10 protein-coding genes, 4 tRNA genes and 1 pseudogene are annotated in these 13,535 nt (G+C 40.8%); 7 read left to right on the forward strand and 8 right to left on the reverse strand.

Annotated features, from left to right (window positions below):
* Nucleotides 1-721, reverse strand: a 721-nt coding sequence (locus FNZ24_RS18505) for an NAD(P)-dependent oxidoreductase (protein ID WP_153916314.1), incomplete at its 3' end; no start/stop codon positions are given.
* Nucleotides 722-760: 39 nt separating this feature from the next.
* Here FNZ24_RS18505 and FNZ24_RS18510 point away from each other — a divergent pair.
* Nucleotides 761-1,093, forward strand: coding sequence for a DUF3392 domain-containing protein (locus FNZ24_RS18510; RefSeq protein ID WP_153916315.1), 333 nt, complete (start codon nucleotides 761-763; stop codon nucleotides 1,091-1,093).
* An 85-nt stretch (nucleotides 1,094-1,178) separates the two neighbouring features.
* Here FNZ24_RS18510 and FNZ24_RS18515 read toward each other — a convergent pair whose 3' ends face one another.
* The 5 genes from FNZ24_RS18515 to rsgA all read right to left on the reverse strand — a co-directional run bounded on the left by FNZ24_RS18515 (nucleotide 1,179) and on the right by rsgA (nucleotide 8,056).
* Nucleotides 1,179-1,904, reverse strand: a complete 726-nt coding sequence (locus tag FNZ24_RS18515) for a glycerophosphodiester phosphodiesterase (RefSeq protein ID WP_153916316.1) — start codon at nucleotides 1,902-1,904, stop codon at nucleotides 1,179-1,181.
* Between the two features lie 4 nt (nucleotides 1,905-1,908).
* Nucleotides 1,909-5,112: a mechanosensitive ion channel domain-containing protein gene (locus FNZ24_RS18520; RefSeq protein WP_153916317.1), complete on the reverse strand. Its 3,204-nt coding sequence runs from the start codon at nucleotides 5,110-5,112 to the stop codon at nucleotides 1,909-1,911.
* A gap of 51 nt (nucleotides 5,113-5,163) precedes the next feature.
* Nucleotides 5,164-6,063 (reverse strand): DMT family transporter, encoded by a 900-nt coding sequence (locus FNZ24_RS18525; protein ID WP_228768544.1) that lies wholly within the window; start codon nucleotides 6,061-6,063, stop codon nucleotides 5,164-5,166.
* 10 nt (nucleotides 6,064-6,073) lie between these two features.
* Nucleotides 6,074-6,934 (reverse strand): archaetidylserine decarboxylase, encoded by an 861-nt coding sequence (gene asd / locus FNZ24_RS18530; protein WP_153916318.1) that lies wholly within the window; start codon nucleotides 6,932-6,934, stop codon nucleotides 6,074-6,076.
* A 66-nt stretch (nucleotides 6,935-7,000) separates the two neighbouring features.
* The gene (rsgA, locus tag FNZ24_RS18535) at nucleotides 7,001-8,056 is read right to left on the reverse strand and encodes a small ribosomal subunit biogenesis GTPase RsgA (protein WP_153916319.1); all 1,056 of its coding nucleotides are present in this window, start codon (nucleotides 8,054-8,056) and stop codon (nucleotides 7,001-7,003) included.
* A 113-nt stretch (nucleotides 8,057-8,169) separates the two neighbouring features.
* Between rsgA and orn the strand changes: the two genes are divergently transcribed.
* From orn to FNZ24_RS18565, 6 genes and pseudogenes are all read left to right on the forward strand, one after another.
* Entirely contained in the window at nucleotides 8,170-8,715 is a 546-nt protein-coding gene (gene orn / locus FNZ24_RS18540; RefSeq protein WP_153916320.1) for an oligoribonuclease, read from the forward strand.
* A gap of 115 nt (nucleotides 8,716-8,830) precedes the next feature.
* Nucleotides 8,831-8,906: transfer RNA gene (locus FNZ24_RS18545), tRNA-Gly, on the forward strand.
* 28 nt (nucleotides 8,907-8,934) lie between these two features.
* Nucleotides 8,935-9,010: transfer RNA gene (locus FNZ24_RS18550), tRNA-Gly, on the forward strand.
* A gap of 24 nt (nucleotides 9,011-9,034) precedes the next feature.
* Nucleotides 9,035-9,110: transfer RNA gene (locus FNZ24_RS18555), tRNA-Gly, on the forward strand.
* 29 nt (nucleotides 9,111-9,139) lie between these two features.
* Nucleotides 9,140-9,205, forward strand: a tRNA-Gly gene (locus FNZ24_RS18560).
* Nucleotides 9,193-9,801, forward strand: a pseudogene (locus FNZ24_RS18565) (phosphoribosylaminoimidazolesuccinocarboxamide synthase); the annotation flags it as partial. The gene FNZ24_RS18560 and the pseudogene FNZ24_RS18565, both read left to right, overlap by 13 nt.
* Before the next feature lie 89 nt (nucleotides 9,802-9,890).
* Here the strand turns inward: FNZ24_RS18565 and FNZ24_RS18570 are convergent.
* Both FNZ24_RS18570 and FNZ24_RS18575 read right to left on the reverse strand, forming a co-directional pair.
* Nucleotides 9,891-12,083, reverse strand: a complete 2,193-nt coding sequence (locus tag FNZ24_RS18570) for an ExeM/NucH family extracellular endonuclease (RefSeq protein ID WP_153916321.1) — start codon at nucleotides 12,081-12,083, stop codon at nucleotides 9,891-9,893.
* Between the two features lie 178 nt (nucleotides 12,084-12,261).
* Nucleotides 12,262-13,416: a DUF1624 domain-containing protein gene (locus tag FNZ24_RS18575; RefSeq protein WP_153916322.1), complete on the reverse strand. Its 1,155-nt coding sequence runs from the start codon at nucleotides 13,414-13,416 to the stop codon at nucleotides 12,262-12,264.
* Between the last annotated feature and the right edge of the window lie 119 nt (nucleotides 13,417-13,535).

Genomic DNA, 13,535 nt, shown 5'->3' on the forward strand with positions numbered 1-13,535 from the left:
CTGGCTGAACAATTACTGCTTCAGCCAGCGCATCTAAGTCGAGCACATTGCCTCGACCTAGGTTGAATAGCACAGACTCAGCGGGTAATAACGCTAACATTGTTTCATTTAGAATGTTTTCAGTGTCTAAAGTGCTAGGTAAAATACTAGCAACAGCATGAGCTTTGGGTAAGTAGTCTGCTAAACAATCAATCGTATCAACATAATCAAAGAAAGGCTTGCTGCTTCCTGTTTTACTTAACCCAGTGACTTTCATGCCAAAGTGTTTAGCTGTTTGAGCAATGTGCTGGGCAATTGAACCTGTACCTAAAAGCAGCAAATGTTGCCCTTGGAGGGTTCTAAAACTACCGGGGGCCCAATGTTGCTGTTGCTGTTGTTGTTTATATCTAGCGTGCTCTCGCTGATGTGCGAGTAAATAACCAAATAAATACTCACTCATTAGAGGTCCAAAGATGCCTTTGATGTTGGTCAGACTATAATCGCGGCGTTGCCTTGAACCAGTAATTTTATCTACCCCTGCAAAAGTCGATTGTAACCATTGCAGCTCATTGCCTAAGTTTAAAAGAGGAGCTGCCAGTTGCGGCTCGGCAAACCAGATGTTAGCTTCACAAATACTGCTAGGATCATCCCCTAAAATAATGAGTTCTGGTAAGTTATGGCTGGTTAATAACTCACGATATTTATTATTTTCTTGGGTTAATAACAGTAATTTATTCGCCATAAAAATTCCCAGTTTGTCGAAATTAAAGAGGTAGGATTAATGAACCAAATCATAGCATTTTTATCGAAATTAGGCGCTATGTTACACCCTTGGATGAGCGAGATTGCAACCGCTTTAGTCGCGTGTACTATCGTTATTTTTGCTACTGATATCAATCGAGTTTTGAGAAGGACACTGTCTGGTAGCGGTTTCTTTATTAGAACTTGTGCCTTCGTACTGGTGAATGCTTTTGGTTATGGCCTTGCGATAGTCAGTATTAGTCCATGGCTTGCCAGTCAGCTTAGAGCCATGCCGTCACAATGGATGCTACTTATCGTGATTGGGATCTTTTTTGGAATAGGCGCTTGGGCGCAGCGAAATAGGCAAGTATAAAGCGGCAAATATAAATTGGCAGTTAGCAACACTGCCAATTAAGAATAGATTTAAGCAAACTTGCTAGAACGCAATAGCTAAACCTTTACCCGAACCACTTCTCATGACTTTTGTCGCTTTGGTTATTAATTAACGCAGCAGCGGCTTTATCAGGGTAATTACTAAAAATACCGTCCACACCTAGGCCTTCAAGCGCGTGTATATCTTCGGGGTTATCGACAGTGTAGACATAGATTTTTGCACCACGTTGATGGGCATTATTGACCATTTCATGGGTGACAAAATGTAAGTCGACATGAATAGAGTAGGCATTTAATGCCGTAACAGCTTCAGCGTAATGTAGTGGTACGCCAGCTAAAATAGGGGCAACTCTCGCTTGGGGGAGATGCTGCTTCACAATAGCTAAGTAAGGCTGATTAAATGATGAAATGAGTAGTTGTTGCTCATTAAAATTTAACTCACTGATGAGTTTTGGATATATAGCCACTAAAGGCTCTGCTGTGTGGTAACCCTTTAACTCGATATTGACGATACAGCGGCCGTTAATTAACTCCATTACTTGCCAAAGCGTGGGAATTCGATGCTGCTTAATGGTTACCTGGCTAATTTCATCTCGAGTGCTCAGGTGGGTGAGCCCAAAACCTGAAGTTTTTCCTTCTAAGCGGCGATCATGAAACACATAAAGTTCGCCTTCAATATTATATACATCTAGTTCAATAGCTTGGACGTTGAGCGCTAACGCTTTTTCCATTGCCGCTAAGGTATTTTCAACTTCGTAACCACTTGCGCCGCGGTGTGCAAAAATCAGCATTTAACTAACCTTTAATTATTTGATTTAAATCGCGAGATTGACCGTTATTGATATGGATTTCCATTTGTGGATAGGCCAGTTCAACATGGTTATCTTTTAATTTTTTACAGATCCGTTTATGTAAATTGTGTCTTAATGGCCAGCGATCATTCATATCTTTAGCGTAAGATCTCACTTCGTAATCTTGAGTATGTTGGCCAAAACCTGCAAACCATACTTCTGGCTCAGGGAAGCTCAATGATAAGTCGCACTCTCTTACAGCTTGATGAAGTAACGCCTCAACTTTAGACGGGTCAGCATCACGCTGAACAGATACGTTAACGATGACTCGGGTAATAGGATCCGATAGTGACCAGTTAACTAATTGTTCGGTAATAAAGGCTTTATTGGGAACAATGATTTCTTTTCTGTCCCAATCGACAATGGTGGTCGCACGAATCTCAATTTTACTGACGGTACCAGTTAAATTGCGAATGGTGACGGTATCGCCAATACGAATCGGTTTTTCAAATAGAATAATCAGACCTGATATAAAGTTGGCAAAAATCTCTTGCAAACCAAAACCTAACCCGACTGACAATGCTGCCACTAACCACTGTAATTTAGACCACTCAACCCCAATCGTTGAAAAACCAATTAATAGTCCTAAAAATATCACTATGTAGCTACTGACCGTAGTAATAGCAAAGCCAGTACCGGGTGTTAATTCTAGTCGCTGTAAAATGGTCAGCTCTAATAAACCAGGTAGGTTCTTGGCTATCATGGCAGAGAAGCCCACGATCATGAATGAGAACAAAATTGATTTTAATGTGATTGGAATTTGTTGCTCAATACCATTCACAACTGAGTGGGTATTCCACAAGGTAATGCCATCTAAAAATGAAAACAGTGCGGTGTGGGTTTGTGATAACAAGGCCAATAAGCTACCAAAGAAGGCCAATATCAATAACGAACGCACTAACCCTAACGATTGGCTTGCAATGGTCTCTAGGTCAACAATAGGCTCTTCATAGTTTTCGTTTGCATCAGCACTACTATTTAATTCGCCTCGCTCTCGTTGAGCTAGTCGTTCTGCACGACGGGCTTTTGCACGGTCGAAGGCGATGAGCCTGCGCTCAATGAGCATCCAACGTTTGGTCAATTGATAAAGCAATAAAAAGCCTAGACCTAACAATAATGACAGCTGCAACTGTAACAACACTTGGAATGCACTGAAGTAATAACCAATGATTGCTAAAAAGATACATGCACAAGGGACAGTGATAAGGAATGTCCAAGTGAGTTTATTGAAAAGTTTCATGTTTTTGCCATCATTGGCATTAGCACGAAAGTCATTGATAAATGCATACATATCCCGATAAAGGATAAGTAAGGTAATAGTAAAGATTAAAAATGCGCCGCGGCCAATACTATTACGAATGAGTGAAGTATCTATGGCTTCACTGAAGCCCATAATGCCGATAAGTGGCCAGCTGACAAATATGAACCGTAAGGTCTTTTCTTGTAAGCGTTTAACCAGAGGTTGCGGCCGCCTAAAATGGTTAATGAGAATGCCATTGTCTAATGATAACAGGGCAAAGAATCGATATACCCAGTAGCTGCAAGCAATAGAGAGTACTCCAACACCAATAGCATGAACAAAGTTGAGTTCAGAGTTATAAAAGATAAATCCAGCCAGTAACAAAGGCAAAGGCTTAACTAACGAATATAGAAAGCTTAAGCCCAGTGTCTTAGCGGTATAGATAAACTTATCTTGAGTTACGTTACCGACATTTTGACCGTAATGTTCTATTGCCCGATTAAATTTAGGTGTTAATAAATCCTGCGCCATTAAGCAAAGGATGAGGATAATGACCCACCAAGCCCAATAAATGTTTTGCGATTGCCATGCTTGCTTTAACTTTTCTATTTGGGTCGCCTGAGTTAACCACACTGTTGCATTCTTTAGATCAACTAACCACAAGCCTGAAATGCTGGCAGCATTGGGCACCCAAAATAAGTGCTCATTTAGGGTGTTTTTAAGGCGGAGATATATCCGGTTTAGCTGCTCATAACTGTTACGCAGCTTAGCTTGTTCGTTAAGGTAAACATCATAATTTTGCACCAGCTGTTCTATTAAGCTCTGCTGCGATTCAAGCAATTTTATTTGGGTGTTATTTAAAAAGCCTTCATTGGTGAGCTGTTGTTTATTAAGCGCCTTTTGTTGCTCAGCTTGATAACGCATTAATCTAGAGTCAGCTATTTCCGCTAACAAGACATCTTGGTTAGGCGGTTTTGGCAGCGATTGCAACATTTGCAGAAATCTATCACCGAAGGCTGAATTTGTTTCAACCCAAGTAATTTGCTCTTCGACATTGGTTAATTGCAAAGCGAGTGACTGATACTGTTTTTCAGTTTTTTCTTGTTGAGTAATGACGTGAGTTATGCCGTCAGTTATTCGTATGAGCTCTTGGGCATACTGTTGATTTTTTTGACTGATTTCTTGAGCTATCGTGTCAGCCAGCAATTGTTCATCAATAATGTTGTTTGCAATGGTATTAGCAGCTTGCTGTTGGCGATTTTGATTATTTTGCTTGTTCAGTGATTCAATCAATTTCTCTTGTTGAGTATGCTCAATTCGTAAACGTTGAAGCTGCAACTGGGCAATTTGCTTTTGTTTGGGATTACTCGTTAACTCGGCTGTTAATGTTGCGATATTTTGTTTGAGTAATTCCCCTTGGAGCAGGTGCAATTGGCCTAACGGCGTGTCTGCTGGCGCAAGTTTTGTTCTTTGGTGCTGGTTAGATGCATCTTTTGCTTGTCTTAATACACTTGGTAATTCTTGCTGACGCTTAGTTAAGGTAACTAGCTGCTCACTGAGATCATTTTCTGACTGTTTCAGTTCAGATAAATGGTAGTAAGCCATTGATGCTTGCTGGCCAACATCAATTTCTGCATTGATATTGAGCTCATATATTGGCTGGCGTATTTCGGCTGTTATTCTTTGAGTGATCGCATCGCTATTCCTCTCAAGTTCGAGGTAGTTTTTTTCTTCAGCGTTGAGCTTTTCAATACTGGCCTTAACATTTTCTATTTGAGTCGGTAAGTCAGCCACTTGAGATGAACTTGACCCTTGAGAGAAGCCCAAGCGTTTATCAAGTTGCAGAGGGGAGTTAGCCGATGCAAAAAAGGAGACCAAGCTGAGTATAAAAAACGCAATACGGAACATAGGGAATGATTGCTAGTGAGAGACTAATACAATGGTAACAAAAACCTGAGTTTACGCTTTATTTTTTTTATGATTTTGCTGAGTTTCGAATATTGCTGTGAGCAAGATAATCATTCCACCAATAATGGTATTAAGGTTAACTTGTTCGTTCAGCAGTATGAAGGCTAAAACGGTGCCGTAAAAAGGCTGTAAGCAAGACACTAAACTAGCGGTTTTAGCGCTTAGTTGACGCAGTGAAGAGGCAAATAACGCATGGGGCGCAGCAGTAAAGAATACGCCTAAAATGGCTATGGTTAACCATATATCTAGCGTAATTGAGGTCAGCTCGACTTCTAAAAAAGGAGACAAGATTAATACAGCGACTAATGTTTGATAGAACATTGCTTGTGGCCCGCTGTATTGTGAGAAGTATTTTTTGTGCAATAAATTACGTGCAGTGAATAAAGCTGCCGAGAGTACACCTAAAGCAATACCTAAAGTGACATCATTATCAAAGTTCGGTTCAGGAATAAGCATAAATACTCCTGTGAGTACTGCGATGCCTGAGAGTAAGTCTATAAGCCTTAAGCGAGTTTTATTGACGAGAGGTTCAACTAAGACAGTCATGACAGGGTAGGTAAAAAAAGCAATCATTCCGATGGCGACAGAAGATAACTGCATTGCAGCAAAGTAGGTTACCCAATGTAAACTCACCAAGATACCTAATCCAAGGGCAATTAAATAATGCTTGGGCTGAGATAACAGCAATGCTTGACGAGAAATTTTGACAATACATCCCAGAACGAAAAATGCGACGGTACACCGAAGAACGGTAATATCTAATGCATTAAGGGGAAGTATTTTTGAAAATAATGCAGTAATACCAAATAGCAGTACTGCAATATGTAACTGAATTAGCCCTGAAGCATTTGATACTTCAGGGCGCTGCGCTTTTATCATGCCGATAGGCATATTTAATATTTTACTTTAAGTGAGCGAATGCTTGCCCCATACGAGTCGTTTCAGTCGGCTCTACACCCTCAGCAAAGGTATCAATGGCATCTTGACCAAATAACATCACCACTGTTGAACCTAACTTGAAACGACCCATTTCTGCGCCTTTTTCAAGTGTAAGTGCTTCAGCACCTTCAGTTGGGTAATCCCAAGTAAATACTTGCTTACCACAAGGTGGTGTTACTGTTCCTGCCCAAATGGTTTCAATGCTAGCAACGATAGTGGCACCGACCAATACCATGGCCATAGGGCCCACTTCAGTTTCAAAAATAGCAACAACACGTTCGTTTCGAGCAAATAAACCCGGCACGTTTTGCGCAGTTAATGGGTTAACTGAAAATAGCTCACCAGGTACATATGTCATTTTTGACAAGGTACCAGTGATAGGCATGTGGATACGGTGATAATCTTTTGGTGCTAAATAGATAGTGGCAAAGTCGCCACCATTAAAACGCTCGGCGTCTTTTTGTTGTCCACCCAATAATGCGAGTGTGGTGTAATCATGATTCTTCGCTTGGACAATCTTTCCTGCTTCAATTGGTCCACATTGACTGACTGCGCCATCGACAGGGTGAGCCATGGTTTTCTCGTCAGCGACAATTGGACGAAGACCTGGTTTTAATGCACGAGTAAAGAATGCATTAAAGGTTTTGTACGCCTCAGGTTCACTTTGCGCAGCTTCAGTCATATCAATTTTATATTGTTTGATAAACCATTTAATACCTGCAGTAGTGATCGCTCCCGCTTCTGCAGCTGCAAGCTTACCCACAAGACGTGATAGTAAATGTTTAGGTAAGATATATTGCAAAGCAATTTTAACAGAATCCAATTGAGTACCCTTTTTAGTTATATGTTTGGTGCTTATCTTGATATTTTTTAAACTAAATTTGTTAGCTTATTCATCTAATGCTCTAAAGTGTCGAGCATGACGCTGTTCATCAAGGCTAGCTATAATGCGGTGATAGTTGTTAAATCTATCTTCAGTTATTTTCCCATCCGCGAGTGCAGCTTGCAAGGCGCATCCCGGATCATTACCGTGTTTACAATCTCTGAACTTACAGGTGCCGATGTATTCTCTGAATTCAACAAAGCATTCACCGACACGTGGAGCAGGTAAATGCCATAAGGCAAACTCACGGACACCAGGGGAGTCAATTAAATCCCCGCCACTTTCAAAATGGAGCAATTTGGCTGTTGTTGTGGTGTGTTGGCCTAAGCCAGAGTTCCCTGATACGTCGCCAATTTGCAAGTCTGCTTCGGGCATTAGCGCATTAATGAGTGATGATTTACCCACACCGGATTGACCTGCAAATACACTAATTTTGTCAGATAATAGTGATTTTATTTGTTCAACGCCTTCACCTGTATGGCTACTCACCATATAAACAGGATAACCAATTTGACGGTAACGTTCTAAAGCGACTTCGACTTCTTCACGATTGTCATCGGTTAATAAATCCATTTTATTGAGAATGATAACCGGAGGGATTTCGGTATCTTCTGCTGCCACTAAATATCTGTCGATAATTTGGGTAGTGAAACTAGGCAAAATTGAAGAGACAATTAAAATTTGATCGATGTTGGCTGCAATGATTTTTACACCGTCATATAAATCTGGACGGGTGAGGGAAGACTTTCGAGGATGAACAGCTTCAACAATACCGCCAATACCGCGGTCGGTCTCTGTTGCTAAACGAACAAGCACTTTGTCACCGGTGACAAGGCTGGTGATGTTTCGGCGAATATTACAGCGTGCAACAATACCTTCTTCGGTTTCGATATCAGCGTGCTGACCGAAACGAGAAATGACGATTCCCTGTTGTTCTGGCCCAAGTAGACTATCCTGTAAATCAGTGGTTTGATCTGGATTATCTTTACGCTTTAGGCGTTTACTTTGGTTGTCGCGCATTCTGCGCTTTTGACCTTGGCTAAGTGGTTTCTTTTTACTCACAGGCAAATCTTCATTAATTAGGTGTTTTTTTGTCGTATAAAAAAACAGTATGATACACCCTCTTTAATAAAAAAGCCTGAATTTAGGGCTTTTGACAGAATAAGGTAGATATTATGGCTGTAAACTCGAGCAATTTGATTTGGGTTGATTTAGAAATGACTGGTTTAGAGCCCAGCGTCGATCGCATTATTGAAATTGCGACGATTGTGACTGACCAAGAATTGAATATCATTGCTCAAGGACCTGTTATGGCGGTTCATCAATCAGATGAAGTGTTAAATGGCATGGATGATTGGAATCAAAAGCATCATGGTGAATCTGGATTAATTGATCGCGTTAAGAACAGTAAACATTCTGAAGAAGACGTTATTAGAGCAACGATTGCATTTATAGAGCAATATGTGCCTAAAGGTGCTTCGCCGATGTGTGGAAACAGCATTGGTCAAGATCGACGTTTTTTGAATAAATACATGCTTGAGCTAGAAGAGTTCTTCCATTATCGCAATATCGATGTCAGCACGATAAAAGAGCTAACAAACCGATGGAAGCCAGAAGTCATGAAAGGCTTTAGCAAAAAGAATACTCATCAAGCATTAGAAGATATCAAGGAATCTATTGCTGAATTGCAGTTTTATCGTCAAGAAGTATTTAAAATTTAAGCAATCAAATCTTTTTTTTGAATTAGGGGTTGCAGTGTAGTGAATATTACATATAATGCGGCCTCAACTTTTTACAGCGAGCCACTTGCTATTTGAAGTTGTAATTTGAAGATTTGCGACATTAGCTCAGTTGGTAGAGCGATACCTTGCCAAGGTATAGGTCATCAGTTCGAACCTGATATGTCGCTCCAAATCTTCAAACTAAAAATTGATTAAGATGCGACATTAGCTCAGTTGGTAGAGCGATACCTTGCCAAGGTATAGGTCATCAGTTCGAACCTGATATGTCGCTCCAATTTTTAAAAATTGAAATATAGATGCGACATTAGCTCAGTTGGTAGAGCGATACCTTGCCAAGGTATAGGTCATCAGTTCGAACCTGATATGTCGCTCCAATTTCAATACCAAGTTTTGTAAGGCGACATTAGCTCAGTTGGTAGAGCGATACCTTGCCAAGGTATAGGTCATCAGTTCGAACCTGAGCTACTGATCACACCATCGACCAAAGGGATTTTAACTGGGATCCCTGGAGTGCCTGAGCAAGACGATGTCAATATCAGCCGTAGTGATATTGAAGCGAACGTTGCCGCATTTGGGTTTGAGCAAGCTTCTGATATCGACTTATACGAAAAACTGCTAAAAGAAGGCTTTAAGGTTATCTCAGATGCATTAAGTGAACATGACCAAATGTTTGTCGATACGAAATTCGAGTTTGGTTACGTTAACGATAAAGATGGCAATTCAAAGCTTATTTACATGGATGAAGTTGGTACCCCTGATTCATCTCGTATTTGGGATGGCGCAGCTTACCGTGAAGGTAAAATTGTTGAAAACTCAAAAGAAGGCTTCCGCCAATTCCTATTAAATCATTTTGATGATGCTGACATTTTGCTCAACAAAGACAGAATGCCAGAACGTGAAGCACTCGCTCGTGATAATGACTTACCATTAGAAGCGATGATGAATGTGTCTCGCACCTATACTGGTGTGGCAGAAAAAGTGACAGGCAGTAGTATCCAGCTTCCTGAAAACCCGAAAGCCGATATCATCAAAGTTCTACGTGAAAACTACGACTTAATTGACTAGTTTCTTTTAAACAGAATGTAATGAGTTGCACTAAAAAAGGATGGCTATTGCCATCCTTTTTGCTAACTGCACACCTTTGATAACGCCAGCTACACTTTACGGCGACCAAGCCCCAACGCTGTTAACAGCATTAAAGCTAAATAGCCCAAGCTACCAGCGCGATTATCTTTCTCAGTAGCCACTTGCGGATATTCAAGCGCGATAATCACAGGATCATGATCTGAAGATGAAAATGCGTTTTCAGACTTAGCCAGCTCACCAGTGTACTTGCTGCTGTATTCAAACAAGTTAGATTCCACTGCATTGATATGCCAATCTTCCACCGCAACAACGCGCTTAGCTAGACTGCTATTACCCAAAGCATGGTCTAAATTACCTAACTCACCATTGTAGCTATATGAATATGTTTCAGGTCCATGGGCTTGAGTGCTTAAGTTAATCAAGCCATAGCCTTTATCAATAGTGCTGCCTTGAGTCTGATGCGCAACACCATCAAGTGTTGTCCAAGATGCAGTACGAATCACACGCTCAGTGGTTGCTGAATCATAATCAGTTAACACTGCTAACGGATCTTCTTTACCGTAGGCGTTAAGATCGCCCATCACCAGTACATCGCCATCTAACCCTTTTACTGCTTCACCAATAACTTGCGCAGCCGAAACACGGAAAGCGTTACATTTTCCTTGAAGATCTGCAGGCTCAGAATCCTCATTGAAGCTAATCCAATCCTCTAAACAGCCTGAACCTTTAGATTTTAGGTGATTAACAACAATCGTTAGTTTTTGCTCATTAACCCAAAAGGTCTGCATCAAGCTGTGGCGTTGGTATTTATCGTAAGCAGGACTCAACTCTTCCACGCCGCCATTCATACGAGTTACAGCACCTGCTTTGGCATGCTGTTCAGGTGTAATAATCATTTGTGCTTTGCCATCCAAAGACACAACCGCAGGGCGATAAAAAAGGCCAACGCTAATGGCATCATTACCAACAAACTTACCTTTAGCCTTATCTGCAGCAGCTAGCTCAACAAACTGATAAGCTTGCTCTTTCGGAAGCTTTGCATTCAGTGCATTAAGTAAATTTTGAATCGCACTTAACTTGCCAAAACCATTATTCTCAACTTCCATCAAACCAATGATATCGGCGTTCATCGCCACCATAGCATTCACGATTTTAGCTCGTTGCAATAGCATTTCTGCTTCAATAGTTGCACCACGATTGTGCCCTAAAGGGTTTTTATCGCCACCAAACTCGCTATTAAAGAAATTCAATACATTGAAGCTTGAAACGCGAATGTCGCCAAGATTTGCAATCGCTGGAGCCTTTTGACGGTCATTTTTGCGAATAAAATCTTTGCTGGTTAATTCATTGATCGGTAACAAACGATATTGATCATCGCTATAGCCAATAACCCCTTCTAGGTTAATAACTTGGTCGTTAATGCGGATATAGCCTGTTTCAGCGTTAAAGCCTGGGAAGTAAGGCACGACGCCTGCTGGGGCTTTAATATCTGTATCGATGAATAATTGATTCAGTAAGTTAGCATCATTCAGCGCAATAGCTTCTGCTGAAAGTGGCTGATGAACTTGGGTCGCTTTCATCAAAGGTGCTTGATGCGACAACACCATGTTGTTGCGGTAGGTGCTATTATCGAAACTAAATGTCCGCGTGACTTTCATATCACTATCAATATCAAGCACCACCTTCATCCCCTCAACTCGCTCTAGTGCTTGTGCAAGGGTTTCTCCCATTTCAACATGAATAGGAGTCGCAGGTAATTCACCCACCATTTTGCCAATATCAACTTTTTGATCATTTTTAAGATCGATTTGGGTAAAGCCATAATATTCTTTTACTTTACCTTTAACGCAGACTTCAACACCGGGTTGAATATCATCGGGGGCAGATTCCCCCCAATGGACAAAAATGCCATCAGACGTACTTGCTAATCCATCACCTTTGGCATCTTGAATGAAAAAGCCTTTATATAAACTTTCAGCTCGTGCTGTCACAATACCTTTAGTCACGTATTCTTCTGTTGACTCATAAACATCATCAGGTACAAATGGACTCGATGCCCCATCACCTTGGATAGTGTAAATTGGCGTTAAAACCTCTCCCTCACAGGAGAAACCACCGTGCAGTAATGCTTTATTACCAGAAGTTTCTTTTACTTGTTCAGCCTTACTCTCTTTTTGACTATTAGTCGTTTTAGCATTTACCGTGAGCGGTAACGCTAAACTAATCGCTAACGATATGGCTGTCAGCTTATTCACTTTCATATTCAACCCTTTGATTATTATTGTTTTTATAACACTATGAAATTGCTATTTTAATTAATCGAACCAAATAGTATCAAATATTTGTTACTGAACAGCTTTTATTTAACATTTACAGCTAAGCAGGCACAAAAAAGGACACTTAATGTGCCCTTTAATGGTATTTCTAGTCGCAAAAAACCTATAAGTACTTTATCCAGGCTTGCTTACTTTGATGCTTATATTGGCTGAAACGCTTTGTTGGAAAATACAATAATACCGCCAACACAACAGTGACTATCCATACCCAAGTAATGTCAGTAAAGCCGTATACGTCTCCGTAATTTGGGCCAATGACATTTAGCGCAAATTGATACATCAATAGCAATAAATACAAATGCACAATATAGAAGAACATTGGCGCGGAGCCAAAGGTAGATAATACCTTGCCGTATTTCGGTTTCACGTTTTCAAGCACCCGTAAACACAATAAAGTGCCACCTATTGTCACTAACAGAAACGCTAAAGACGGTGGGTATTTAGTGACATTAAACACCGACATCAATGTCATTGTTAAGCTTTCACCCAGTTGCCAATCCATGGTTTCGCCATAGATATTAAAGCCACGTAATATGGCAAATAAAGCAAAACAGGTTAATCCAAGCCCTATTAGGGTTTTATGGCGTTTAGCATCATCAAAACTCGCACTGTAAATCGGTGCCATGGCATAACCGAGTAAAATTACCCCAATCCAAGGTAACACTGGGTAACTTGCTCGAATTCCGATGAAATCATTTGGGAAAATATTCCCGCGATCATGCAGTATTGCCCAAATAGTATAACCCCAATCTCCCGGCGCAAAATTGATTGGCGTCAGTGCATTATGACCAAATACAATCACTAGCCCGATAACCGCCAGCCATACTCTTGGTAGTCCAATTAATGCGGCAAGTGCAAGCATACTGATACCGATAGCCCACATTACCTGCAGCCAAATCATTTCGTAATTCCCCATCCACTGAAAGGTAATTACCGTGCACTCTAGCGCAATAATAAACAGTCCACGTTTAATTAAGAACTCACGTCCATTTCGCTGTGGTCCATGTTGAGGGTGACTATAAAGCCATGCTGAAACACCGGTTAAAAATACAAAAGTAGGTGCACAAAAATGAGCAGCAAACCGGCTTAAAAATAACCCAAGGCTAGTGCTATCAAGCGTCATAGGATCGGTCACTTGTTCATGATAGAAAAAGCGCTCTCTGACATGATCTAACAACATAATTAACATGACAATGCCACGCATGATGTCGATGCTATCGATACGTTTTTTCAATACCGACGGACTCACAGCATTCATTTAGGAACTCTCTTTTGATATAAAAATTTGATGACGAACAACAGGTAAAAGTGACACTTATTATATCAATTTAACACAATAGCCAAGGGGCTTTATCCCCAAATGCACCAGAACCTCAC

It is taken from the genome of Shewanella sp. TC10 (assembly GCF_009663145.1).
GTDB lineage: Bacteria > Pseudomonadota > Gammaproteobacteria > Enterobacterales > Shewanellaceae > Shewanella.

What these genes read in the sequence shown, in the direction of transcription:
- orn (WP_153916320.1), top strand. Translation starts at nt 8,170, where the DNA reads ATGGCTGTAAACTCGAGCAATTTGATTTGGGTTGATTTAGAAATGACT.
- FNZ24_RS18510 (WP_153916315.1), top strand. Translation starts at nt 761, where the DNA reads ATGAACCAAATCATAGCATTTTTATCGAAATTAGGCGCTATGTTACAC.
- FNZ24_RS18520 (WP_153916317.1), bottom strand. Translation starts at nt 5,112, where the DNA reads ATGTTCCGTATTGCGTTTTTTATACTCAGCTTGGTCTCCTTTTTTGCA.
- FNZ24_RS18525 (WP_228768544.1), bottom strand. Translation starts at nt 6,063, where the DNA reads ATGCCTATCGGCATGATAAAAGCGCAGCGCCCTGAAGTATCAAATGCT.
- FNZ24_RS18575 (WP_153916322.1), bottom strand. Translation starts at nt 13,416, where the DNA reads ATGAATGCTGTGAGTCCGTCGGTATTGAAAAAACGTATCGATAGCATC.
- FNZ24_RS18570 (WP_153916321.1), bottom strand. Translation starts at nt 12,083, where the DNA reads ATGAAAGTGAATAAGCTGACAGCCATATCGTTAGCGATTAGTTTAGCG.
- FNZ24_RS18515 (WP_153916316.1), bottom strand. Translation starts at nt 1,904, where the DNA reads ATGCTGATTTTTGCACACCGCGGCGCAAGTGGTTACGAAGTTGAAAAT.